We start from the raw sequence: 23,153 nt of genomic DNA on the forward strand, positions 1-23,153 counted from the left end.
GGTGCTCCTATCCGTAGGCGTTGACCTGCCAGCCGAACTCGTTGCCGATCTTCTGCAGGTCGGCGTCTTCGCGAATGGTGGCGTTCGGCATGTTGACGACCACGCTGGTACCGCCGCCAACTTGTCCAGGCGGGTTCTTGTAGTCGACGCCGCCCCCACCGTTGAGCGCGAGCCCGTACTGGCCGCCCGACCCGGTGGGGGCGAGCTGGCCCGCAACCATCCCGCCGAGGCTGCCCGCCGCCGCGCTGGCGACGTTGGCGGCAACCTGCTGGATGGCTGCGACCGCCTCGCCGGTCGCGTCGGTCATGCCGACGGCGAGCCCCTCGACGGTTTGGCCGCCGATCTCGGCCATCACCTGGCTGGGGCTCTTGATCTTGAGATGCTTCTTGATCGCCGCCACCAGGGCCTTGACGATCTTCTCCATCTCGTCGTCGAGCTTCTTCAGGCTGTCCTGCAGCCCCTTCAGATAGCCCTCACCAGCCTTCTTACCGGTGTCGAACATGGCGTCCGAGCTGACCTTGCCCAACTTCTTCGACGCCTTCTCCACAGCCGCCTGAGCCTTGTTCAACGCCTTGATCTCGGAGCCGTCGCTGCCCACCAACATCTCCGCGAAGGTCGCGCCGCGCTCGACCCCGGCGTCGATGATCTGCTGGATAACGGCCTTGTTCAGGCCACGCTTGGCGAGGGTCTGGATATTGTTGGCGAAGTTGTTGATCGCGCTGGCTCGGTTCTGCAGCTCCGCCGCCAGGTCCCCGCCGCCGGAGAAATCTTCAGCCTTAAGCCCGGTGATCTCAGCCCACTCCTGCGCGCTGCCGGCGACCTGCTTGGCCATCTCCTTCGCCGCCGCCAACTTGGACACCAGGTCCTCGCGCTGCTTCGCGAGCGCGGCCAGGCTGTCGTTACCGATGGACACGAACTTGACCAGGCCGTCGGCGACATCCGGCTGCGACGAGAACGCTTCCTTGATCTTGCCGACCATGCCCTTGACGGTGTCGACCGCGGACTGCTCGTTGTCGCGCAGACCCTTGACCAGGCCCTCCACCGTCCACTTGCCGATCTGCTCGAACACCTTCGACGGCGAATGGGAGTCGATCACCTTCTTGGCGGCGTCGATGACGCTCTGGCCGACCCCGCGCACCGCGTCGACGGCCTGCTGCGCCTTCTCCCGCACGCCGTTGATGAACCCCTGGATGGCATCGCGGCCAGCCTGCAGCAGCCAGGTGCCAGCTGAGGCGAAGACGGCCTTGACCTTGGAGGGGATCTCCTTGGCCGAGGTGACCAGTTCGTTCGCCTTCGCTATGGCCCCGGACTTCAGGCCCTCCCAGGCTTCGATCGTGCTCGACTTCAGGTCGGCCCAGCCAGAGGTGAAGAAGCCCGCGATCTTGCCTGGCACGGACTGCAGCCAGGTGACCAGTTCGGACGCCTTCTGCGTCGCTCCGGACTTCAGGCCCTCCCAGGCTTCGACCGTCTTGGCCTTCAGGTCGGCCCAGCCGGAGGTGAAGAAGCCCGCGATCTTGCCGGGGACGCCCTGCAGCCAGGAGACGATCTCAGACGCTTTCGTGCTCAGCCAGTCGCCGATGCCGGTCCAGATCTCCTGTGTGGTGGCTGAGACGGATGCCCACGCGTCGGCGAAGAAGGGACCCACCGTGCCGGTGAACCAGCTGGTCAGCTCGCCCCACTTGGCTTCCATGTCCGACGGCGAAGGCAGCCAGTTCTGGAGCTGGGCCATGAACATTTCGCCGGCGAACGCGAACGCGCCCTCCCACGACCTCGACCACCGGTCGGCATCAGCTTGGGCGGTGTCGCCCAGCGTCTTCCCGGCCTCGTCGACGGCACCCTTGAAATCACCGATCTTGCTCTTGGCCTCGTCCAGGTTGAGGCTGTTGATGCTCTTCGCCATGTCTTCGGCCTTGGTGCCGAACAGCTCCACGGCGAGCCGGGACCGCTCGGCGGGATCCTTGACAGCGCCGAGCTTCTCCAGGATCTGGTCGAGCGCCTTCCGGGCCGTCGGCCCGCCCTTCGCGAACGCGGACGCCATCTCGTTGGCGTCGAGGCCGAGCTTCTTCAGGGCGTCCTTCGCGGACAGGTCCTTGACGCGGATGTCCAGTTCCTTGAGGGCGTCGGCGACGGTGTCGGAGTCGCGTGCGCCGGCCTTGAGTCCCTGCGCCATCAGGCCGAGTGCGTCCTTCGCGTCCAAGCCGAGGTCGCGGAAGATGGTGCCGTACTCGTTGAAGGTGTCGAGCAAGTCCTCGCTTTTGTTGACGCCCTCTTGCTGGCCGCGAATCAGCACGTCGAACGCGTCTTTCGCGCTGGGCGAAAGATCGTTGCGGAGCATCTGGGAAACGGCCCGCGTCACGGCGCTGACGTCTTCGTCCATGACCCGGGCGACCGTCAACGCCTGGCCGGTCATGTCCTTCAGCGCGGAGTCGCCCAACTTGCCGGCCCCGTCGATGTTCTGCAGGACACGGGCGAGCGCGCCCGTGACCTCCTCCAGGCTCTCCCCGTACGCGTCCGCGTACAGCTCCCCGGCCAGGCGGCCGAGCCGCTCGGACTCCGCGCCGAACGCGCCCACCTTGACGGCGAGCTCGGCGAAGATGTCCTCGCGTTCGAGGGCGTTCCCGATCGCCGACGCGAGGGCGCTGCCGATCGCCGCGCCCGCCGCGGCGACGAGCCCCATGGCGCCGGCCTTCAACCCGCCGACCATGGACTGGCCGATGCCGGCCATGCGGCCGCCGCCGCCCTGCCCGCCTCCGCCGTCCTCGACGCCGTCGCCGAACTCCTGGCCGCTCTTGCGGCCCTGCTTGCGGGCTTCGTCGGGGGCGTCGCGCAGCCCGTCCTCAAGGCCGTCGGCGAGCTGCTCGCCGGCCTTGCGCCCGGCTTCCTTCGCGTCGTCGTCGAGCGCGTCGAAGGCCGCGTCGATCTCCCGCTCCAGGTCGGCCGCGAACTGGTCGGCGTCGGACAGCATGGCGGCCAAGCTGGCGGCGAGCTCGGCCTCCAGCCTGTCGAGGTCGGCTATCGCCTCGGCCGGGTCGAGGCCGTCCTTGATGGCCTCCTCCACCTCGTGGAACGTCTTGACCACGGCCGACTCGATCGAGGCCGTCTTCGAGGTGGTGGTGGACTGGAGCTTGGTGAGGCTGTTTTCCGCCGCGCGCAGCTCGTTGGCGAAGCCCTTGTCCTCCAGGTCGATGAACCCGGTCAGTTCGCCCACCGTCATCCCGGCCACGAGAGGTCACCGCCTCTCGCGTGTTCACAGGGTGCTGATGAAGTCGGCCGCCCGCTCCCCGGACAGCTCCAGCGGCGCGTTGGCCACCGTGATCCGGTACAGGGACTGCGGGGACAGACCGTAAAGGCGAACGTAGAACTGGCGCCAGGTCAGCCCCGCGATGTCCGCCGGCCGGAGTCCGTACTCGCGGTGGAAGTCGGCTTCGATGAGCGGCCAGTACTTGCGGATGCGCCGCTCTTCCGGGGTGAGGCTTTTCCCCCGTCGCCCTCGCCGTCCTCGTCCTCGTCGTGCACGAGGTCGTACGCCTCACGGAACGAGATCGGCTTACCGCGGCCGTGCGACAGGCCCCAGGCGAGGATCACCCGGAACTCGCGCGCCCCCATGCCGTTGTCGCGCCAGGCGTCGAGCACGTCGGCGCCGAACAGCTCGGCGAGCAGCTCGGCGAACGCGGCATCATCGCCGGAGTCGCGCAGCCTCTTAGCCTTGGCCTCGTAGCGGAGCGGCAGGTCCTGCGGGATCTTCACCGTGATGCCGCGGATGACCGTGGTGGGCTGCTGGCCGCGGGCGGCCGCCTCGGCGCGGAGGGTTTCGTCCCAGAAGGCGTCCCAGCCCGCCTCCTCGGCGGCCTCTTCCTGCGCGTCGTCGTCGTGGTCGTCGAATGGCTCGGTGTTCGACATGATCAGGCCACGTCCTCCGTGTCGGTCAGCCCGGACTTGGTGATGGTGGCGGCCCACGCGCCCACCGCGTTCGTCTCGCCGCCCTTCTCGCCGAGCACCGTGGTCGCCTCCCAGATCTTCCACTCGGTGTGACGCGGGTGGCGGAACCGGTAGCGGGCGATGGAGTCCTCGCCGAGCTTGTCTTCGCCGGCGTTGGCCTCGACCTGGGCGCGGCCGGGCTTGGGCAGGCCGGTGGCGGAGTCGTTCTCCTCCTGCCCGGCGAGCGACATGCTGGCGCCGCGCTGCATGATCCACTCTTCGTAGGCGCCCTGCGAGTCGTTGTCGGTGAGCACCGCCCGCTCGACGTTCTCGCCCGGGTTGATCGTGATCGTGGCCAGGTTCTCGATGCGCAGCCAGGTGTCTGGCGTCGAGGACTCCACCTCGACGATCAGATCGCGGGCCTTGATCTTCACGGAAGCCATTAGTTCTCCCTGTTCGTGCTGGTCCGCGACACCTCGGTGCGGAAGTTGACGGTGTACTCGTCGCGCTTGTTGGCGTCCTGGCCGATGTAGACGGGCCCGCCGTTGAGGCCGACCATGAGCGACAGGAAGGTGCCGCCCGGCAGCGTGAGGTCTTCGAGGCCGTTGAGCCGGTCGTAGATGAGTTCGGCGTCCCGTTCGGCCACGCGGACGTCGGCGGCCGGGCCGCGGCACCGGAACTGGATGCGCGGCTCGTCGTAGTTGTCGGCCAGCCTGGACTCTGGGCCGCCGTAGCGGGCGACCGCGACCGCGCGGTCCGGGCTCGCCGGCAGCTTGGTGGAGTGGACGGGGCCGAGGTCGAGGCCGAGCCCGGTGACGTAGGCGATGATCTCTTCGAGGAGGGTCACCGGAGACTCCGGCGGATCTCGGCGGCGATCAGCTCACGCATCGTCGCCTGCTCCGACACCATCGGGTCTTCCAGGTACTTCGCCTTGCGGCCCTCGTCGTGCTTCCACGTCATCTCCTCGTGCTGCCTCACGGCGTACGGGGTGTCGAAGCTGACAGCGGCGCGCAGGTTGGCCTCATCGACGGATAGCGCGCCGGGCGTTTCAGACGGGTCGCCCGACCTCTCCAAGGTGCCCTCTTCGTGCGGCACCTGGTCGCGGGCCACCTTGAGGAGGTGCTCGGCGGCCACCTTCAGCCCCTTGAGTGCGCCGGCGCGCTCGGCGGCAAGGATCTTGCCCAGGTTCGTCTTCAGCTCGGCACGGACCGGCACAGGAGCCTCCTCACTGGCAGGCGACTTCGAGGTGATCAGGGGTGGGGAGGCCGCCGCCGTCCCGCCGGGACGCGGCCAGGGCGAAGGTCTGCCGGCCGTTGACGGTGATACGGGACTGGACGGGGCACACGGTGTCGAGCGGCGCGTAGAAGGTCGTCTCGGAGACGACTTGGTCGCCGGTTGGGCCGATGACGAGCCTGCGGCCGTCGTCGATGAAGCACACCACGGTGGTCTTCGGCCCGTACTCGGGGCCGAACGGGCCCTCGCCCTCGTACGGTTCGATCGTCACGCTGTGGCGCAGCAGGAACGGAGGGATGTCCATCAGCACATCCATGGCCCGTGGCCGGTGAGCCCGGCCTGTTGCAGCACAGCGAAAGCTTGGGGTGCGAGGCGGGTAGCGGCCGAGCCTCCGCCACCCGCCCCGCCGCTCTGCGCCCGCCCCAGCGAGACACTGCCGATGGAGACGTTGGCGTACTCGGCGGACGCGCCTGTCCCGTCCTCCCCGACAGCGGCCCAGGCTGCGACCTGCTCGCACGTCGCTTCCTGGAGCGCGGTCTGCACGTCGGCGTCCTCGGTGTCATAGACCGCGGCGATGAGCGCCTGGTCGACGGCGCGGGACGCGCGTGTGAGCAGCAGGGTAGCGTTGGCCGGAGCGGTGGCCAGGTAAGTGGGGACAAGATCGTCCACAGTCGCGTAGGCCATGCAAGGCACCTCCCGATTCCGGGCGCGGGCGGGCAGCGCACCCTCACGAACACCAGCCCGCCCGCACGCTCGAAGCCGCCGTCAATCGAGGGCGGCCACCATGACCCCGGTCGGGGTCGTGCCGGAGTAGTCGACCCACACCGTGCCGTCGGGCCTGCGGTACTCGGGCCCGAACGGGCCGAACACCTTGCGCTGGCCGGCCGTCATGACGACCGCCTTATCGGCGACCGCGAGCGCGGACGCGCCGACGGTGGCCGGGGTCTGGAAGGTGACCGTGAGGGAGGCGTCGTCGCCGTTGTTGACGTAGTAACGCCTGGTCGCGGTCCATATGAACGAGTTGCCGTCGGTGAGCTCGGCCGTCTGGTCGACGGCGTCCAGATCGACGCCGTTCTCGGACGCGGCCACCGCGGTGAGTGCTGTGCGGGCCACGTCAGTCGCCCCCGAACCGCTCGATCAGGTCGTCCTTGGTGAGCGCGTCGGCGTCGTCTGGGCTCATACCGTTGTGGACGGCCCAGCCGACCCACTCGGCCTTCTTCGCGGTCTTCGAGGGTAGGGACAGCGTCTCCCTAGCCTCCTCGACGTACGGGGTGCCGTCCTCGTTGACGCGCTTCAGGTAGCCGCGGGTCAGCTTGTCCTGCATCACCTCGGAGAGGGGCAAGTCCATCTCCCAGATGGTCCCGCCCTCGCCCCGGAAATACGCGGTGTGGGCCACGGGCTCAGACGCCCTTCGGGAGCAGGAGGGCGTCGATGGCGCCGGTCATGCCGGACTCGAAGTCGATCTCCATCGTGCCGTTGGACTGCAGGACGCGGCCGGACTCGAACGGGCCGATGTACTGCACGCCCGTGGTGGCGGCGACGGTCACGGTGATGTCGCCCAGGCCGGCCGCGAGCGCGGGCGGGTAGTCGCCCGCCTTGATGGTGACGACGTTCGTCGAGCCTTCGGTGTTGGTGACGCGGAGCAGGATGCGCTCCGGCTCCGCCGAGTTGATGACGACGCCGTTGGTGACGAGCGTGGAGTCGATGGTGGTGGCGCCGGTGGCGCCGTTGAGGCCGCCGTTGGCGAGCAGGGCGCGAGGGGTGACTGCGGTGCGAGCCATGGGTCAGCTCCCGTCCAGGATGAGATTGTCGATTGCGTCGATCGCGTCCTGCTTGGATGGGAGCGCGTCGAGGATCTTCACGGTCGAGCCGTCAACGAGCTTGGCGCTGACGACCCAGTTCGTTCCGCTACCGGACGCCAGCAGCGCTGCGACGTGGACGAGGTTCACGCGGCCACCATCGAAGGCAACAAGCCACATACCGATCACCCTCAGGCGGTCTTCGAGGCGGTGAGGACCGCCAGGGAGTCGGGGCGGATGAGCTTGGCACCGTACACGTACAGGCCACGCATCCGGTCGGCGAACCGCACCTCCGAGCGCAGGGCCTCGGTCTTGGTGACCTGCTCGGCGAAGGTGAGCGCGGAGGGGACGCCGGCGATGACGGCGTAGTCGTCGCCGGTGATGAGCGGCGCGTTGTTCGACGTGTAGATGTCGAACCCGGCGGCCCGGCCAACGCGGCCGTTGAGCAGCGGCTCCGTGCTGCCGGACTTCTCGGCGTTGATGAAGTTGGTGTTCTTCTGCAGGAGGCCGTGGTACCACTCGGGGATCACGACGCGCCGGTTCTGCTTGGGCACGTTGGCCTCGGACAGCTTGACGCCGAGGTCGACGAGCGCGTTGTACGCCTTGTCGCCGTCGGTGATCGCCGTGGTGGAGATCTGGTTGGCGGACTGGATCGAGGTGTAGAACGAGGCGAGGTACTGGTCGACCACGTCGGCGATGGCGTACGCGGCCTCCTGCATCGCCTCGGGGACGACGTTGCCGCGCGCCTGCGCCATGTCCACGTCATCCACGCTGAACGCCCAGTACTTCTCCTGGTCGACGACCAGGGTGCGCTGCGCGTCCGTCAGCTCCTCGTAGGAGATGTCGGCGTTGCGGGTGTAGCTGTTGACCGTGGGACGGGAGACCGAGGTGATCCGGACCGTGTCACCCGCGGCCTTGATCTCGCCCTCGTAGTCCCGGTTGGTGAACGCCTCGGCGTACACGTGGGACTTCTTCAGGCTCGACAGGAGCAGGGCGGACCAGATCTCCGGCCGGAACCGGGTGATCGCCATGGTGGTTGCCTCTCTTACATGAGGTGCTTCAGCTTGCCGTCCGCGTACGCCTTCGCGATCTGGTCGGGCGTCATGTTGGCGAGCTGGGCTTCGGTGATGGGCTGGCCTTCGCCGGGCGCGCCCGTGAACTCTCCGCCGGAGACGGCGGGGGCGGGCGGCGGTGCGGGCGTGGCTGGGGTCGGCTGGACGGACATCCAGGGGTTCGCTGCGAGGATCTCCTGGACCTTCGCGGTGAGCTTGGAGGTGAAGTCCGGCGCGGTGGGGTCGAGTTCGGCGGCGGCCTGCTGGAACGGGATCGACGACAGCAGGGCGTGGCCGTTGACCCCGAGGGTGGGGGCGGCGGCGAACGCGTGCTGGGAGACGACCGCGGTCCGGGCGGTGACGCGCCGGTCGGCGTTCTCCTTGCGGAGGTCGTTGATCTCCTTCTGCGCCCACTGGGGGAGCCGGGAGATGTCGCGCGTCCCGTCGTCGGCCGGCTGCTGGGGGGCGGCCGGGGGCGGGGTGGGGACGGCGGGTGGCGGCGTCCACTGCGGGGCGGCCGGCGCGGTGGCCGGAGCCTGTGGTGTGGGGGCTGCCGGGGTAGGGGCCTGCGCGGTCGGGTCGGCCGGGGCCGCCGGTGTCGGGGGCTGGCTGGGGTCGGGCGCGGGCGGGGCGGGCATGGACATGCGGACCCTCCAGGAGTCTGCGGGGTGAAGTTCAGCGCCTGGCTGAACACGGGTTTTGGACCGCTCCGGGCGATCGTTTTCGGGTGTCCGTCACCTGGTGAGGGGTGCCGGAAGACTGGTGGGGCCGCGTACGGTGCATCGCTATGCGACTCACTGTGATCGCGGCTGTGGCCGCGTGCTCCCTGCTGTCCGCCTGCTCAACGCCGGCCCCTGACCCTCAACCGCAGCCGTCCGCGTCGGCGAGCGCCGAGCGCCCCACATCGAGCGTGCCGAGCCCGGACGCCGGCCAGCGCGCGGACTACCTGGCCGCGCTGGAGAAGATCGATCCGGGGTTGGTGGTGAACGAGGAGCGGGTGCTGCGTCGCGCGGGCCGGATCTGTGAGCGCATCCTGCACGGCTCGGACGGCGCCATGTCGTTGGAGGAGTACACCGTGGAGGAGCTGTCGGGCGGGAACGCCACGATCGATGAGGCCCAGGCCAAGCAGGTGATCAAAGCTGTCAAGGCGTGGTGCAAGCCCTAGACGATCGCCTGCTGCACCGGCGGGGTGAGGTCGGTGACCGGCCCGCCCTTCGGCTGGCCCTTCGGGATGTTGCCAGCCCCGATCTGCTCCCGGTACGTGAGCCTCTTCAGCCCCGGGTTGGCCTTCAGATGGGCGCGCAGCGAGGCCTGGGCGGCGGCCACTCGGGCGCGCGCGTCCTTCTTTGCTGCCGGGGTGAGCGCGCCGAGCTCGGCCTCTTTGGCGGCGCGGATCCGCCGTTCGAGGGCGCGCTGCCGCTGGCGGGCCTTGTCGCCTTCCGGGTCGGCGGTGTTCTTCTTCAGGGTTGTGACGCCGGGCAGGTAGGCGGAGGCGCTGTGGCGGCAGTTGGGGTGGAAGAGGCCTTTCGCCCTGGCTCCGTCCAAGGTGTCGATGATGTCGACGGTGACCATGACGCCGTCCTTCGTGGCGTGCTCGACTCGGATCTTGCCGACCGGGCCGGGATCCCTCCTGAGCACCTTCGACTCGAACGGGCGGCAGCGCTTGCACTCCTGCACGTTGTCGGAGATGTAGACCAGGTCGATGTCGAGCTCGGCGAGCCGGTCGGTCTGGCCTTGCACGGCGGCGCGCTGGGCGTTGGTGCGGGCCAGCATCTCGACGTAGGTGGAGAGCTTCCAGCGGCGGCCGGCCCGGTCGGTGAAGTCGACGATTCCGCGATCCATCAACCTCTGCCAGGCGGCCTGTGAGGCTTCGCGCCTCGTGAACGCCCCGGAGGTGATGCGGGCCGCCGCGCCGGCCTGGACGGCACGGTACGCGTCCCAGGGCGCGCGCAGGATGTTCGCGTCCACCCGGCCGACATCCTGGTGGAGGGCTTGGGCGATGTTCTCCAACACCCTGGCGTTCGGCACGATGGCGGTAGCGCGGCGGGCGGCCTGGCCCACGCCGCTCTTGGGGAACCACTTCTCCGGCAGGTCGGCGACCGCGCCGTCCCGGCCGGACCGGTAGGCGCGGGCGACCGCCTCGCGGATGACGGTCGCGCGCTTCTCCTGTAGGGAGGCGAGGATCAGCCGGGCCGACGCCTGGAGCTTGCGGACAGCGTCGAGCTTCTCCTGGTAGAAGGCCAGCGACGCGGGCTGCTCGTCGAGCTCGGCGCGCAGCCGTTGAGCGACGGTGCGCACCAGCGCGGTCTCGACCTCGCGATACAGGTCGGCCACGCTGGCGGCGATGCGGTCGAGGAGGTCCTGGTCCACCGCCATCAGGACCTCCCCGAGCTACTCGCCGGGCGGCGGCTCGTTCTGGCCGCCATCCTCGGGGGTCTGGCCGTCGGTCATCTCGGGCGGGAGCGCGAAGGGGTCCTCGACCGCCTGGGATGCCTCCTTGATGCGGTCAACCTCCTCCTGCACCTCGTCGTCCTCCCAGTCCGGATGCAGCATCCGCACCTTGATCTCGGTCGAGGCTGCCTCGGCCTGCGTCAGGAGGTTGAGGGTCTCGGCGAGGGCCTTCGGGTCGGTGGCGACCCCGTCCTGCCACTCCAGCATGGGCCGCTCCGGCAGCACACCCGTCCCAAACACCACGTTGTCGATGGCGAGGAGCGCGGCCAGAGCGTCGCCCAGGCCCTGCTTCCAGTAGCCGATCTTCTTCGTCCGGGTCGTGTACGAGCGCTCCTGCCGGGCGACGACCTCGGTGGCGGTCGCGGCGACGTCGCCCTCTCCTCCGAAGGTCTGCACGCTGTAGCCGGCGCCGCGCACGGCTTGTTCGAGCCAGTCGGCGGCGGTGGCGCGGTGCTCTTCGTGCCGGATGAGGAACTGCTGCGGGCTGATTTCCATGCGTTCGTCGCCGCCGAGCACGTTCAGCGTCTCGTACAGCTCCTGCTCGACGTCGAACGTGGCGCCCTGGCCCTTGCCCATGCTCTGCAGGTACGACGACGGAACGATCAGCCGCGCCTTCGCCAAGCGGATGTCGCGCCGCCAGGAGGAGTACACCTCGTCGAGGCCGTCCAGCATGGGCTCGATGCCTTGCAGGTCGGAGCGGCCGAGGTAGGCGGCGGCGTGGCTGTTGCGCCAGATCCGGTTCGGGCGGACGTTCGGAATGTAGGCGGCGGTCAGGAACGGGATGCCGGTCTGGACCGTGCCGCCGTCGGTGACGACCTGGGCGAGATGGGCGGTGGCCTCATGCTCAGTGAGGGGAATCATGTGGCCGAGGTCGTCGCAGTCGCCCTCGTACAGGCCGTGCAGGATGGCGCCGGGCTCGTGGCGTTCGAGGTGGCGGAGGACGCGCTGGCCGTCGTCCTCGACGATCCGCCAGAACGTGACCGCGGTCAGCCGTCCCCATCGGAACTCTGGGACGGCGCTGTCGGCGTGGACCGGGGCGAGCCATGGCCCGTCGGGCTGCCCTTCCCGATCCCAGCAGACGCGCAGGTAGACGCCTCCGAGGGCGGCGTCGAGTTCGGCGGCTTCGAGGAGGGTGGAGTGGAGGCCGGACGTGTCGACGAGCTGCTCGATGCGGTCCTGCGTGGCCGTGTCCTCGCTGGTGATGTTGACCATCTCGCCGAAGACGAGGTTGGCGCTCGTGACACAGATGTCGGAGGCGAGGGGGACGTGGAGTTTGGTGCGGGGCTGGGCGCCGTTGGGGCGGGTGCCCCAGAACCAGCGTTCGAGCTTTTTGCCGACGGCGGCGCGCCAGCCTCCGCGCTCGCTGGCGAAGAAGCCTGTGGTGTCGCCGGTCTGTTGGCCGCCGTAGACGCTGGCGAGGGCGTCGGGGTCGCCGGAGTACCAGGCGGACCATTCGGCGAGTTTGGGGGTGATGGGTGCGAGTGCGGGGGGCGGCCAGGCGCCGCCGCTCGGCAGCGGCACGGAGAATCTCCTGTGGCTCGATTGTGGATTACTGGCTGGTAACCGTACAGAATGCCCATTCTGTTCGGTCAGCGTTCGGCGTTTCCGCAGGTCACGCGATCGGGCGAGAAACGGCTCCGAAATTGGCGCGAGAATCCGCCCAAATGTCCGTTTATGCAGTCGTTATGCGTCCGTTTATGCAGCGAGCAGAGTCGGCTCGCGCAACTGGTACTGCCACACCGACCGGGTCGTGTGCACCGCATACCGCGCCGCGTCCAGCGAGTGGTCGTCGGCCTTGATCGGGACGTCCTCGCCGTCCTTCTCGGCCTTCTCGTCATCCCACGAGTAGCCGGGCACCTCGTCGATGAAGCCCTTGCAGGAGCGGTGGACTTTCAGCCGGTCGGTGGCCAGGAGGCTGGACATGGTCATGATGCCGGGCACCACCTCGTTGTCGCCCAGCCGGGAGGCGATGCCGAACGGCGGCTGGTGCAGCTGCACACGGAAGCTCGCGGCGGACGGGTCGACGACGACGTACGTGGGGCGGGGGTGGCCGCCGGCGTCCATCCATGAGACGAGGCGGGTCGCGTACTCGATGTCCGTGAGTGAGCGGCGCTGCAGCTTCGAGTCGTACCGCCACTCGCGGGTGAAGTACAAGCGTCCGTCGGCGCCCAGGCCGAGCATGAGCGCGCTGAACGGGTTGACGGTGCCGTAGTCGACGCCGGTCGCGATCCACTCGACGATCGGCGGCAGGATGTCGACGACGTGCGTGGTCTCGTCCCACGTGTCGTAGATGGCGCCGGAGGCGAGGCACCATTCGCCCTTAATGAACCGCCTGAACCACAGGCCGACGTACTCCGCCTTCAGCGCCTGGACGTAGGCGGGATCCAAAGCGGGATTGTCGTCGAGCGTGAAGTGCCAGTGGCGGAGATCGAGCTCGCCCTGACGCAGCAAGTACCTCTTGCGGACCCAGTGCGCCGGCCCGTCCGGGTTCGTCGTGCAGAACACCTTCGCGCCCGGGACGCTGAGGCGGGCGAGCAGCTGGGTGAAGAAGTCCTCGGGGATGAGGGTGAGTTCGTCGACGTACGCGCCGGCCGCGGTCAACCCTCGAAGCCGGCCTTCGGCCTTGGCGTCGTTGGCGGTGATGACCTCGACCTCGCGCCCCAGGATCGTCGCAGTGGACGCGCCTCGGGTGTACTTGACGTGCTTGGCGGCGGGGCCGGTGACGGCCGGGTCCATGAGCGGTCCGAAGACGTTGCGGGCGACGGTGTCGAAGGTTTTGCCGGAGACGACGAGGGCGCCGCCGCGCGGGGCGCGGCCGACGTACTCCAGCCAGCGCAGCAGGCTGCTGATCGTCTTGCCGGAGCGGACGGCGCCGGACCAGATGTTGATGCGGGCCGTGCTGTGCGCGATCGACCGCGCTTGTTTGTCACTCAGCCGCGGGATCGTCGCCATCGCCGTACTTCTCCCGGAGCCCGTCGAAGAGCGTGCCCAGCAGGGACGCCACTTGGCCGGCGTCGTCCTCGGAGTCGAACCGTTCGCGGGCCATGTGCTTGTCGAACCCGGTCGCGGCGATCGTCATCAGGTTCCGCATGTCGCCCGTGGGCGGCCGGTCCAGGGTCTTCTCGTTGTAGGTGTTGTCCTTGCCGCCGAAGTGGAAGACGACGTGCGGCTGCACCATCTGCTCCAGAGCTTCGCGCGCCCGGCGCAGGAACAGCGCCGAGAGTTCGGCCCGCTCGGCGGCCATGTCGGCCTTACGTGCACGCGTGGCGTTTTCGGTCTGGGCGCGCGACCAAGGGTCGGCTATGGCGTTCTCGTCTGCGATTTTGCGGACGACGCGGTCGCTGACGCCGTGTTTGCGGGCGATGCCGCGGCAGGAGTTTCCGCCGGCTTTGATGTCGTCGAGGATGGCCTGCCGCTGGTTTTCGGGGAGTCGTGGGGGCACACGTGCTCACCCCCGAACGCGAGAAAGCCCCGCTCGGTGGCGGGGCTGGCTGGTGTGCGGGTGGTCAGGCCATGGTGACCACCTCCGTGCTTCGGGCATGCCGAAGACGCCTCGATCATGGGTTATCCACAGGCGCAGTGTCAAGCCAGGTCAGCTACGGTACTTCCCGCCGCAGAGCAGTAGCCACGGATTCCCAGGCCTGCTGTGGCGTCTTACCGGTCGCCGCCGCGAGATGTTCGACCACATGCAGCGTGACGCGTACGTGTGCCGACAGGGCCTGGCCAAGGGACTCGGGCTGTCCATCGCTAAGGACCGCCATCATCATCTGGCGAAGGATCATGCTGCTGCCGACATCGGAGCCACCTGGTTGCAGGACCGTTGAGATCGCCTCAACGATCGCCGCCATCTTCAGATCTTCCTGAGGACGCTTCCCGATGACGTCGTGTAACCCTCGAATTCGTTCATCGCTCATCAGGTCATCGTGCCAGCTCTACAGCGTGCACGCGCTTGGCGAGCCTCGGCCACTCGGACAGCGGCCAGCACGGAGCGCCGCCCCACCACGTCCCCACCTCCCTCGCCGGCGGCTCACACACGCCGTGGCAGACGATGGCGATCTGGCCGCCGGGGAGTTCGTGGACGCGCCACGTCCAGGCGCCGCCGACCGGCTGCTCGGCCGTCCGGCCGCCGCACCAGGGGCAGAGGACGCGGACGGTCTGGCCGGTGTAGAGCATGGCGAGGGCGCGGGCGACGGCCTCGTACATGCGGTGGACGTGGTAGTCGGCGTACTCGTGCCAGGGGCCGGGCTCGCCCAGGTCCTCGATCTCGGCGAGCAGGCTGTCGCGTGCGCGGGCGAGGTAGGGGCGGGCGTCGAGCTGGCCGGGCCCGGGCGGCGCGAGGATCGGCGCGATGCCCCATTCGGTGAGTTCGGCGGCGAGGTCGTCGGCTTGCACGAGCACGTCGAGGATCGTCGACAGCACGGCCACGTTGACGGGCGCCGGGCTCTCGCCCAGGCCGAGCGCGCTGCGTTCGATGCGCTCCGCGCGGGCTTGGGCGTCGCGTTCGGCGCGGGCGTCGTCGCCGAGCTGGCCGGCGTGGCGTGGCTGGTTGGTGGTGAGGGGGAGGCGGGCTTCGAGGAGGTCGGGCCAGTATTCGATGAGCCAGTCGAGGGTTTCGATGACGTAGCTCAAGAGTTGTGCTCCTCCCGGTCGAGCACGGCGAGGGTGTCTCTGGCCTGGTTGATGGCCTCGACACGGCAAGATGCCTCGATGGTGAGGTTGCAGAGGCGACGGACGCGGGCGACGGCGGCCTCGGCCTTCTCGGCGCGCTGCTTCTGCTCGTTCCGCCCCCACTCCAGCGCGCGGATCTGCCGGCGAAGCTCGTCGACCAGGTCCTCAGCGCGCTGCTGCTTGCCCTGGGCCGTCTTGACCTCGGTCGCGGCTGCCTCGCGGACGTCGTAGATGAGCGGCTGGGCGAGTTCCTGCGCGCGGGCCTCGATGTGCGCGTTCAGGTTGGCCAGCATGTTGTCGAGCTGGCTGGCGAGGGCGGCGTCGGCGCAGCGGTGCGGGAGTTCGTCGCGGCTCACTCGGCGCTCCTGGTGAGCATCAGACCGGCCTCGCCGGCGAACGCCTCGATGCGGGCGCGGACCAGCTTGATCTGCACGTGGTGGTCGATGGTGCAGTGGTCGTTGACGGCCATGGAGTCGAGCACCGCGGCGACGTCGGCCGCCGTGAGGGTGAGGACAGAGCCCTCCAGGTACGCCTGTAGAGCGCTGTGCGCGACCCTGATGGATCTTCCGACGCGGATGGTCCCTGGGATCTCGCCGGAGTCGATGAGGCGGTGGATGGTCATCTTGGAGACGCGCAGCAGGGTCGCGATCTCGGCGACGGTCAGGTACTCCTCGTGGTCGCGTGCGGGGCGAACCTTTTCCTGACGGGAAATGGTTGCCTTAGAACGGCGGGCGGTCGTCATTGCGTGTTACCTCGGTTCTCGGCTCGGCGGGTAGTTCGATGAATGCGGTGAGCGGGTTATTGCATTGGTGTGAGGCGAATACTTGGTATCGCCTCAGTTTTTGTATGAAGTAGGGCGATCGCTCGTGGAGTTCGCGCCCGGTTTTCGTGGGCAGCAGGTCGTACGTTTGGCGGCCTTGGAGTAGGGCGACGGCTTCGCCCATTTCGGTGAGTGGGGTGGGGTCGCAGCGGACGGGGCGGGCCGCGGTGTCGGCGTCGAGGCCGGCGAGCACGGGGCCGCGGCAGAGCGGGCACGTCTTGAGGTTGGCGGCGCGCGCCCACTCGGCGCGGCGGGCCTGGAGCCATGCGGCGGTCACCGTGGTGCCTCGGTTTGGGCTTCGCCGGTGCGGGTGTTGATCCATTCGCCGTCGATCTGGGTCCACTCGTCGGCGGTCGGCGCCGGGCGGCCGTCCGTCCCGGCAACCGTGCCCCGCCCCCCTATATAGGAGGGGCGCGGGGCACGGTTTGCCGGTGGTACGGAGCCGTGCCCGAACCCTGCCCCGAATCGGTCGGGCATGGGCGAATCGGATTTTTCGGGCATGTTTTGGGGACCGTGCCCACCGTGCCCCGACGGGACGGGCAGGGGCAAATCGGACGAATCGTTCGTGCCTGCGAGCTCGCCCAGGACGGTGAACATCCGCACGAGCGTGTGCGTGAACGCCTGCCCCTTCTCCTGCCGTACGACGTGCCCGCGCCGGATCAGCTCCTCCAGGGCGTCGTCGATGTCGGGGTTGCGGCCCTCGACGCCCTTGCGGATGGCGGTGAGGCTCGTGCGCGGCGGGGCGTGGTGGAGGAAGGTCGCGATCTCCTCCATCAGGTAGGCGCGCCGGTTGTCTTCCTTTTCGATGCGGGGCGACATATCCGGGGGACGAATCTCCACGGTCACATTTCCCGTGGCGGCATCCGATTCGAGAATGGCGGTGCCCGCGAATTTCGCTTCGGCAGCGATGGCGCGGACGTGCCCGGCCCGGTCCTTGTCGACGTACAGCCGGAGGCGTCCGGTCATTCCTCGGCCGAATGGTTCGGCGACTTCCACGGTTATGGCGCAGCCGGTGAGCATGGCGCGTTTTGCTTGCGCGCCGATGCCGCCTTTCCCTCGGGTGTCTTTGTTCTTGGGGACGTGGTCGATGGCGACGACGCCGGCCCCGGTGGTGGTGAGGGGCTTGAGGAGGAGCTGGGAGAAGCGGGTGGCGTCGGTGTTGGAGTTGAGGTCGAGCCCGAGCAGGGTCATGGCGGCGTTCCAGCCGTCGAGGATGACGAGGCCGGGCTTGACGAGGTCGAGGAGTTCGCGCAGGTCGCTGGATGCGGCGGCGTGGAGCACTTCGTCGGGGCCGACGTAGTAGAGGCGGGCGAGGATGGTGTCGTCGCCGACGCCGAGGGCGCGCAGGCGGCCGACGATGCCGGCGGGGGTGTCTTCGAAGTCGAGGTAGACGACGCGTTCCCCGGCGTCGAGCGCCTGGACGACGGCGAGGAGCGCGACCCAGGTTTTGCCGGACTCGGATTCGCCGAGGAGGGCGTTGACCTTGGCTGCGTAGAGGAGGCGGGCGCCGTCGGCGCGGGCGAGGAACGCGGGCGGCGGCTCTTCCTCGACTCCGGCGAGGATGTTGCCGAGGCCTCGCGGCCACCACGACGTCCGCTCCTTCGCCGCCGCCTCGACGGGCGGGGGATCAGTGCCGAGGAGCTCGTAGAGGCCCTGCATCTCATCCTCTTGGGCGTGGTCGTGGAAAGGGGGCGGCCCCGGTTGGAGGGGCGCGATCAGGGCCTCCAGGCTGTTGTGGGGGGCGCGTTCTTCGACGGCCGCGCGCACGGCGTCGGGCTGGGCGTGGGCGGTTTGGGCGATGGCCCAGGCGAGGATGCCGGCGTGCTCGGCGCGGGCCTGCCCGGCGGGGAGGGTGCGCTCGGCGCCGTCGCGCGAGCTGGCCAGCGCGGTGATGAACGCTTCCTGGAGTGCGCGGGCGGCGGTGAGGGCCGGGTACAGCCCGGCGGCGCTCTCGCGCATCGCCCAGGCGGCGGCTGAGAGGGCGGCGCCGTGCCGGGACTCCCCGGCGCGCACGGCGGCCTCGAAGCGGCCGAAGACGGCGGCGAGGAGTTCGGGCCGCGCGCTGCCGTCGTGCGCCTGGAGGAAGGCGAGGACTTCGCGGTCCGTCGCGGCGTCGCTCGCGTCGGTGGCGTCGGGCAGCTGCTCGGCGAGCACCGCGGGCAGCTCGGGGAGCGCGCCGGTCCGGGCCCAGGTGTAGCGGCCGCCGTCGGCTTCTTTCTCGTGGATGCTGGGGGCGACGACGATGATGCCGTTCTTGCCGCGCACCTCGCCCCACGACCGGCCGAGGGCGCCGTTGCTGTTGCCGAGGTGGCGGCCGGGCGGGACGGCGTACAGGTAGTGGCCGCGCTCCGGATCCTGCTCGCGCGTCGACTGGAACGGGCCGGGGACGGTGAGCAGCGCGGCGCGGAGGAGCGGCGGGAGTTCGGCGGGGGAGTCGACGTCGAAGCAGATGGCGCCGGAGCGGCCGACGTGGAGGGCGAGGGCGTGGTCGGTGCCCGCGAACCACATGATGATGGTCTCGGGGTCGCGCGAGGTCTTGGCCGGCCAGCCCTTCCCGAGCACGCTCCCGGCGTGCTTCGTCTGCTGGTTGACGGGGAGGACGTACCAGCCGGCGCGGGCGTAGGCGAGGGCGGCGGACAGGGTGTCCTGCTCGTCGTCGATGTCGGGGATGGACAGGGTCACTCGGGTGTCGCCTCCCCGTGCTTGCACAGGCACCGCACCCGGCCGTCGACGAGGCCGAGCTCACGCCAGGCGTGGAACGGGCAGCCCGGCACCAGCTGCTCGCCGGGCGGGTGGATGGCGAGCCCCCAGCGCGGGTTGTACGGCCCGCCGGACGCGCGCAGGGTCGCGTACGAGCCGCACACGAGGCAGCGGGCCACGTTGTTGCCGAGCTCCTCGCACCACTCGGTGCGGGAGCCGGGGCACTTCTTCGGCGGGGTGAGCCGCATCGGGGAGAAGACGAGCGGGTTGGTGGCGCCGGGCCAGGTCTCTTGTCCGGCGCCGATGGCGCGGCCTTCGCACGTTCCGCACACCTGATCCCCGGCCGGCGCTTCGTCGACGACGGCCAGGCCGTTGCGCTCGTGGGCGGACTGGCCGCACCACAGGCCGTAGACGATGCCGTGGTCGAGGCGTACGCCGTCGCGGGGGCGGTGCCAGCGGGACATGCCGGGGGTGCGGACGTAGCGGGGCCCGGTGGTGAGCGGTTCGCCGTCGGAGAGGCCGCCGCGGGTGAGTGGGGGTTCGAGGGTGACGCTCATGCGGGACCCTGCCGGGGATCGATCATGCTGGGGCCCCTTCCGTGTCGTGGTGGTGCGGGTGGTGCTTGGTGCTTCCGCCGGGGCTCGAACCCGGGTGCCTGCCGGTGAAGCGGGGGTGCCCCCGGGCGCGCCGTCGAGGGGATGGTGCGGCGCGCCCGGGGGCCGTCTAGGGGGTTAGGAGGCGTGCGGGTCGTAGTAGTCGCCGTCGATCTCGTCGCCGTCGAAGTCGTCGTCGACGTTCTCGATGCGCGGGCACCGCTCGCAGGTGCGGAACCCGGCCCGCCACTCGCTGCCGGCGACGCGGTGGCCGCACGTGCCGACGACGTAGCCGGGCTGGTCGGGGATCTCGCTGCCGTGCGCGGGGTAGACCGGGGTCTCCTCCTGGCCGCCCTGCTCGTGGTACTCGTCGGGTTCGGTGGGCTCGCGGTCGTTCGGCTCCCACAGGTCGTCCACGTGGCTCATGTGGTCCTGCTTCCTTGGTCGGCTCGGATGGGGAAGGGCTGGCCCGGTGTGTCCGCACCCCCGATCGGGCGGACGCACCGGGCCAGCAGAGGGGCTAGTAGCCGAGGGCGGCGCGCTGCTCGGGGGTGAGCGCGGCGAGCGCGGCGGCCTGGGCGTCGCTCATGCCGGGCGGCGGCGTCCACGCCCCCGCGGCGGGCGCGGCCGGGGCCGCCGGCGGGGCGGGCGGGGTGGCGGGCTGGGCCGGGGGAGCGGGCTGCTGCTGGCTCTGGGCCGCGTTGTAGGCGGCCGACTGCTGCAGGGCGCCCGCGTACGCGGAGGTCTGCACCGGCTGCGCGACCTGGGCAGGCTGGCCGCCGTTCACGAAGTCGTTCGCCGCTGCCTGCGCGGGGGGCACGTACACCGCGGTGTACAGCTTCGGCGGGTTCTTGCCCCGAGCCTTCTGCTCGCCGTCGCCCACGTAGGTGACGGTGAGCTGGCCGCCGATGTCCAGGCCCTTCGCGCTCGTGGCGCGCACGGCGGTGCGGATGGCCTGCTGCATGTTGCCCTTGACGTACAGGTTGCGCAGGCCGGTGTCGTCCACCCGCTCGGGGTCGCGCAGGTCGGTCTGCAGGGTGACGACCAACTGCAGCATGGGCTTGCCGTCGCTCTCCCAGAACTTGGGCTTGCCGGTGTCGAGGTCGCGCTGCTGCTCGACGGTGGGGCGGGTGGTGATGGTGCCGGTGATGCTGGTGCCGTACGGTGCCTTGTCGAAGACGGCGTGGCCGGAGGGGATGCCGCCGCCCATCAGGAAGTCGTCGGCGCTCATCATGGTCATGTCGGTCATTGCTGTTGTGCTCCTTGCTCGTTTGCTACTTGGCGATGAGGTCTTGCAGTTCCGACGCCGCCTGCTCGGCGAGGTCGGGGTCACCCGGGCAGCCCCGGGCGAGATCGGTGGACCCGGGCATGAGCCACGGGCAGGAACGGCACCACGACGCCTTCCTCTTCAGCAGAGGGAAGGCGGCCGGCCCGAGCGCGCCGGTCAGCTTCGCGATCCCGTCGGCCCGTGAGAGGGCGTCGAGAGCGCGCTGCCGGTCGTACGGCGCGGACCAGAGCCACCGCTGCCGCCACTCCTGATCGCGCGGCAGCATGTAGATCGCGACGTGCGTGACGGGGCGGCCGGCGAGCTCGTGGCCGAGCCCGTAGACGTGCGCCTGCGTCTCGTACTGCTCGCCCGGGTGGTTGTCCCGCTTGTACTGGCGCAACGTGGATCCGCCGGGGACCTTCCAGTCCCAGACGACGCCGTCGATGTACAGGTCGCTGTTGCCGGAGATGTCGGTGCCGTCGACCTGGCCGACGGTCACCCGCTCCTCGAGCGCGTACCGCACCTGCCCGTCGACGTGCCAGTTCGGCTGCGCGAAGTTGGCGAGCGCCAGCAGCTCCTCCAGGCCGCGGTGGACGTTGGTGCCGATCCACGCCTTCCACGGCAGCGGCTGGCCGGTGTTCACCTGCGGGTGGCCGGCGAGCTTGTAGCCGAGCCGGAGGTCGCAGGGGATGCCCAGCTCGGACGGGCCGGGCTCACGCTGGAGGCTGCGGGGCTGGTTGAGGATGTGGGCCTCGATCAGCTGGTCGAGTTCGGCCTGCTGATCGAGGACCTTCTGCGAGATGCTCACTGGCCCACCTCGCTCCGCCAGCCGGTCGGGCAGAAGCGCGAGGCAACGCCCTCGACCCACTGGCCGTCACGGAAGTCGAGTCGCCCGGCGTAAACCGCCTCAATCTGCTCGGTGGTCATGCGCTGGCCGGGGCAGGTGGACGGCATGGAGCCCTCCAGCCCGCAGCAGACGTCGCAGGCCCACAGACCGCCGTCGCAGAACATGCAGCCGTTGCACTCGGGGTTGGTGCACTTGGCGTCGATGTGCCCGGTCTCGTCGGTGCTGGTCGGGGTGCTCACTGGTCGGCGGGCTTCCGGCTGACGAGGGTGAGCGGGCCGTTCTCGGAGGCGACGATGTCGGGGGTGTAGTAGTCGCCCAACTCGTCCACCAGCTCGACGGCGCCCTCCTTGGTGCGGGCGTAGTTCGTCACGGCGAACCAGACGTAGTCCTCGCGGTCCTTCCACATGTCGCCCTGGCGGGGCGGCCACGCGGGGTGCTGGCCGTCCAAGGGCTCTGACATGGCGTTGCAGTCGAAGGTGTCCGTGGGGCATCCGCAGGTGGCCGCGTCCTCGGTCGCCGCCATGTTGATGGCGCGGGCGAGGTCGAGCGCCGCCGTCCAGGCGGGCTGGACCCGGCCGTGCCGGTTGTAGACGCTGGTGGCCCGGCGGGGGGCGGGGCCGGCGACCTCGCTCTCGTGCGCGCCGACCCTGCTCATCTCGTCGGCCAGGTGGTCGAGCAGCTCCGCGAGGGCTGCGGTGAAGCCACCGTCGAGGTCGCCGTCAGGGGCGGTCTCGCGGGTGTGGGCGGCGGCGCGGCGGAGCTCGTCGGCGGGGGTCGCGCGCTCGATGGAGACCGCGGGGGAGTCGATGCGGATCAGGACGTTGGTCTCGCCACCGCCCACGGCCGGGATCGCGGCGAGGAGGCCGCGGCCGAAGTCCGGGATCGCGTCGATGGTGTCGGCGACGCGAACGCCCGTGAGGGTGATGTTGAGGAGGTCGCCGACCTGCGGCTCGGGGGTCATGGCTGCTGTGCTCCTTGGTTCTCGTGGTGCGCCTTGTGGCGTCCTGATGCACACACGCTACAACATGCAACATCACGCCGCAAGACGCACCACAAGATCATCCCCCGGAGTCGCCCCCGGCGCCCGCAACACGCAGCTGAACAGGGATTCCATGCATGCACTGCGCCTTGAGGTTCGCCTCCTGCAGCTTGGTGCACGCGCGCACCAAGCGCATCAGCGCGCTCCCGCGCCAACGCCAACTCCAGCGAGACGCTGCGCGGCACCGGCCACGGCTGCACCGCCCGATCCCCAGCCTCCAGCTGAATCAGCAGCCGGCCGATCTCCAGCCGGGCCACGTCCAGCTCGCGCCGCGCCTCGGCCGCGGAGTGCCGTTCCTCGGACAGGTCATCCTTCAACCGGCCGATCGTCTCCTGGGAGTCGATCAGCTCCTGGAGGAGCGCGACCGTCCTGGCCTCGACCGGCTCAGCGGGCTTGACCGGTGGCCGGAGAACGGCCGTCAGCAGCTTGCGAATCATCCTTGACCTCCTTCACAGCACGGCGTGCCGTCGGCCGCCGGGCATCCTTCCAGGCAGCGGGCGCACCCTGCGGTCGCGCAGTGGTCGCCCGAGTCGTCCGTCGCGCACTGCTCGGGGTCGCACCGGCAGCACGACGGCGCGGTGGTGGTGGCGCGGGCGGACGGCTCGCCGAGGAACGACGTCACGAACGCGGACACCCCGAGGCACGTCTCCCAGGTGGACACGACCACCTGGCCGCCCTGCCGCTCGGTCACGGTGATGCTGGCCCCGGGTGCGGGGAGGCCCCCACCGCGCGCGGTGAGGGCCTCGGTCGTGCTCACGTTCATCCG

The 23,153-nt window shown here is 69.8% G+C and carries 31 protein-coding genes; 1 reads left to right on the top strand and 30 read right to left on the bottom strand.

Annotated elements, in window-relative coordinates:
- Positions 1-7 precede the first annotated feature (7 nt).
- The 13 genes from AC27IY_RS01105 to AC27IY_RS01165 all read right to left on the bottom strand — a co-directional run bounded on the left by AC27IY_RS01105 (position 8) and on the right by AC27IY_RS01165 (position 8,646).
- Positions 8-3,214 (bottom strand): phage tail tape measure protein, encoded by a 3,207-nt coding sequence (locus tag AC27IY_RS01105; RefSeq protein WP_487176808.1) that lies wholly within the window; start codon positions 3,212-3,214, stop codon positions 8-10.
- A gap of 158 nt (positions 3,215-3,372) precedes the next feature.
- Positions 3,373-3,900 carry a hypothetical protein gene (locus tag AC27IY_RS01110; RefSeq protein ID WP_487176809.1) on the bottom strand — a complete coding sequence of 176 codons (528 nt, stop codon included), beginning with the start codon at positions 3,898-3,900 and terminating at the stop codon, positions 3,373-3,375.
- Between the two features lie 2 nt (positions 3,901-3,902).
- Positions 3,903-4,361 (bottom strand): phage tail tube protein, encoded by a 459-nt coding sequence (locus AC27IY_RS01115; RefSeq protein ID WP_487176810.1) that lies wholly within the window; start codon positions 4,359-4,361, stop codon positions 3,903-3,905.
- On the bottom strand, positions 4,361-4,765 hold the full coding sequence (locus AC27IY_RS01120; protein WP_487176811.1) for a minor capsid protein: 405 nt from the start codon (positions 4,763-4,765) through the stop codon (positions 4,361-4,363). Before AC27IY_RS01120 ends, AC27IY_RS01115 begins: the two co-directional genes overlap by 1 nt.
- Entirely contained in the window at positions 4,762-5,133 is a 372-nt protein-coding gene (locus tag AC27IY_RS01125) for a hypothetical protein (protein ID WP_487176812.1), read from the bottom strand. Before AC27IY_RS01125 ends, AC27IY_RS01120 begins: the two co-directional genes overlap by 4 nt.
- A gap of 10 nt (positions 5,134-5,143) precedes the next feature.
- Complete coding sequence (locus AC27IY_RS01130) at positions 5,144-5,455, bottom strand: hypothetical protein (protein ID WP_487176813.1); 312 nt, start codon at positions 5,453-5,455, stop codon at positions 5,144-5,146.
- The gene (locus tag AC27IY_RS01135; RefSeq protein WP_487176814.1) at positions 5,455-5,835 is read right to left on the bottom strand and encodes a head-tail connector protein; all 381 of its coding nucleotides are present in this window, start codon (positions 5,833-5,835) and stop codon (positions 5,455-5,457) included. The genes AC27IY_RS01130 and AC27IY_RS01135 overlap by 1 nt, the downstream gene beginning before the upstream one ends.
- A gap of 81 nt (positions 5,836-5,916) precedes the next feature.
- Positions 5,917-6,264 carry a hypothetical protein gene (locus tag AC27IY_RS01140; protein ID WP_487176815.1) on the bottom strand — a complete coding sequence of 116 codons (348 nt, stop codon included), beginning with the start codon at positions 6,262-6,264 and terminating at the stop codon, positions 5,917-5,919.
- Position 6,265: 1 nt separating this feature from the next.
- Complete coding sequence (locus AC27IY_RS01145; protein ID WP_487176816.1) at positions 6,266-6,499, bottom strand: hypothetical protein; 234 nt, start codon at positions 6,497-6,499, stop codon at positions 6,266-6,268.
- Between the two features lie 52 nt (positions 6,500-6,551).
- The gene (locus AC27IY_RS01150) at positions 6,552-6,932 is read right to left on the bottom strand and encodes a hypothetical protein (protein WP_487176817.1); all 381 of its coding nucleotides are present in this window, start codon (positions 6,930-6,932) and stop codon (positions 6,552-6,554) included.
- Between the two features lie 3 nt (positions 6,933-6,935).
- Entirely contained in the window at positions 6,936-7,100 is a 165-nt protein-coding gene (locus AC27IY_RS01155) for a hypothetical protein (RefSeq protein WP_487176818.1), read from the bottom strand.
- Positions 7,101-7,141: 41 nt separating this feature from the next.
- Positions 7,142-7,981: a phage major capsid protein gene (locus tag AC27IY_RS01160; RefSeq protein ID WP_487176819.1), complete on the bottom strand. Its 840-nt coding sequence runs from the start codon at positions 7,979-7,981 to the stop codon at positions 7,142-7,144.
- 14 nt (positions 7,982-7,995) lie between these two features.
- The gene (locus AC27IY_RS01165) at positions 7,996-8,646 is read right to left on the bottom strand and encodes a hypothetical protein (RefSeq protein ID WP_487176821.1); all 651 of its coding nucleotides are present in this window, start codon (positions 8,644-8,646) and stop codon (positions 7,996-7,998) included.
- 143 nt (positions 8,647-8,789) lie between these two features.
- Here AC27IY_RS01165 and AC27IY_RS01170 point away from each other — a divergent pair, with 143 nt between their 5' ends.
- Positions 8,790-9,167 (top strand): hypothetical protein, encoded by a 378-nt coding sequence (locus AC27IY_RS01170; RefSeq protein ID WP_487176823.1) that lies wholly within the window; start codon positions 8,790-8,792, stop codon positions 9,165-9,167.
- On the opposite strand, the gene AC27IY_RS01175 is transcribed toward AC27IY_RS01170, so the two are convergent.
- The 17 genes from AC27IY_RS01175 to AC27IY_RS01255 form a co-directional block, all read right to left on the bottom strand.
- Entirely contained in the window at positions 9,164-10,378 is a 1,215-nt protein-coding gene (locus AC27IY_RS01175; RefSeq protein WP_487176824.1) for a phage minor capsid protein, read from the bottom strand. The two genes, AC27IY_RS01170 and AC27IY_RS01175, sit on opposite strands and share 4 nt — an antisense overlap.
- Positions 10,379-10,393: 15 nt before the next feature.
- Complete coding sequence (locus AC27IY_RS01180; RefSeq protein ID WP_487176825.1) at positions 10,394-11,974, bottom strand: hypothetical protein; 1,581 nt, start codon at positions 11,972-11,974, stop codon at positions 10,394-10,396.
- Between the two features lie 174 nt (positions 11,975-12,148).
- A complete protein-coding gene (locus AC27IY_RS01185) occupies positions 12,149-13,405 on the bottom strand; it encodes a PBSX family phage terminase large subunit (RefSeq protein WP_487176826.1) in 1,257 nt (418 codons plus the stop codon).
- Entirely contained in the window at positions 13,380-13,895 is a 516-nt protein-coding gene (locus tag AC27IY_RS01190; RefSeq protein WP_487176827.1) for a hypothetical protein, read from the bottom strand. The genes AC27IY_RS01185 and AC27IY_RS01190 overlap by 26 nt, the downstream gene beginning before the upstream one ends.
- Positions 13,896-14,049: 154 nt before the next feature.
- Positions 14,050-14,367 carry a hypothetical protein gene (locus tag AC27IY_RS01195; RefSeq protein WP_487176828.1) on the bottom strand — a complete coding sequence of 106 codons (318 nt, stop codon included), beginning with the start codon at positions 14,365-14,367 and terminating at the stop codon, positions 14,050-14,052.
- Positions 14,368-14,371: 4 nt separating this feature from the next.
- Complete coding sequence (locus AC27IY_RS01200; RefSeq protein WP_487176829.1) at positions 14,372-15,082, bottom strand: hypothetical protein; 711 nt, start codon at positions 15,080-15,082, stop codon at positions 14,372-14,374.
- A complete protein-coding gene (locus tag AC27IY_RS01205; RefSeq protein ID WP_487176830.1) occupies positions 15,079-15,477 on the bottom strand; it encodes a hypothetical protein in 399 nt (132 codons plus the stop codon). Before AC27IY_RS01205 ends, AC27IY_RS01200 begins: the two co-directional genes overlap by 4 nt.
- Complete coding sequence (locus tag AC27IY_RS01210; RefSeq protein WP_487176831.1) at positions 15,474-15,863, bottom strand: helix-turn-helix domain-containing protein; 390 nt, start codon at positions 15,861-15,863, stop codon at positions 15,474-15,476. Before AC27IY_RS01210 ends, AC27IY_RS01205 begins: the two co-directional genes overlap by 4 nt.
- A 351-nt stretch (positions 15,864-16,214) precedes the next feature.
- Positions 16,215-18,623, bottom strand: a complete 2,409-nt coding sequence (locus tag AC27IY_RS01215; protein ID WP_487176832.1) for a bifunctional DNA primase/polymerase — start codon at positions 18,621-18,623, stop codon at positions 16,215-16,217.
- Positions 18,620-19,198, bottom strand: coding sequence for a hypothetical protein (locus tag AC27IY_RS01220; RefSeq protein WP_487176833.1), 579 nt, complete (start codon positions 19,196-19,198; stop codon positions 18,620-18,622). The genes AC27IY_RS01215 and AC27IY_RS01220 overlap by 4 nt, the downstream gene beginning before the upstream one ends.
- A gap of 174 nt (positions 19,199-19,372) precedes the next feature.
- Complete coding sequence (locus tag AC27IY_RS01225; protein WP_487176834.1) at positions 19,373-19,660, bottom strand: hypothetical protein; 288 nt, start codon at positions 19,658-19,660, stop codon at positions 19,373-19,375.
- Between the two features lie 94 nt (positions 19,661-19,754).
- Positions 19,755-20,483, bottom strand: a complete 729-nt coding sequence (locus tag AC27IY_RS01230; protein WP_487176835.1) for a hypothetical protein — start codon at positions 20,481-20,483, stop codon at positions 19,755-19,757.
- A gap of 25 nt (positions 20,484-20,508) precedes the next feature.
- Positions 20,509-21,309: a hypothetical protein gene (locus AC27IY_RS01235; RefSeq protein ID WP_487176836.1), complete on the bottom strand. Its 801-nt coding sequence runs from the start codon at positions 21,307-21,309 to the stop codon at positions 20,509-20,511.
- On the bottom strand, positions 21,306-21,587 hold the full coding sequence (locus AC27IY_RS01240; RefSeq protein WP_487176837.1) for a hypothetical protein: 282 nt from the start codon (positions 21,585-21,587) through the stop codon (positions 21,306-21,308). Before AC27IY_RS01240 ends, AC27IY_RS01235 begins: the two co-directional genes overlap by 4 nt.
- Positions 21,584-22,309: a hypothetical protein gene (locus tag AC27IY_RS01245; protein WP_487176838.1), complete on the bottom strand. Its 726-nt coding sequence runs from the start codon at positions 22,307-22,309 to the stop codon at positions 21,584-21,586. Before AC27IY_RS01245 ends, AC27IY_RS01240 begins: the two co-directional genes overlap by 4 nt.
- Complete coding sequence (locus AC27IY_RS01250) at positions 22,306-22,824, bottom strand: hypothetical protein (protein ID WP_487176839.1); 519 nt, start codon at positions 22,822-22,824, stop codon at positions 22,306-22,308. Before AC27IY_RS01250 ends, AC27IY_RS01245 begins: the two co-directional genes overlap by 4 nt.
- Entirely contained in the window at positions 22,821-23,144 is a 324-nt protein-coding gene (locus AC27IY_RS01255) for a hypothetical protein (protein ID WP_487176840.1), read from the bottom strand. The genes AC27IY_RS01250 and AC27IY_RS01255 overlap by 4 nt, the downstream gene beginning before the upstream one ends.
- Between the last annotated feature and the right edge of the window lie 9 nt (positions 23,145-23,153).

The organism is Nonomuraea sp. B208 (assembly GCF_057536035.1).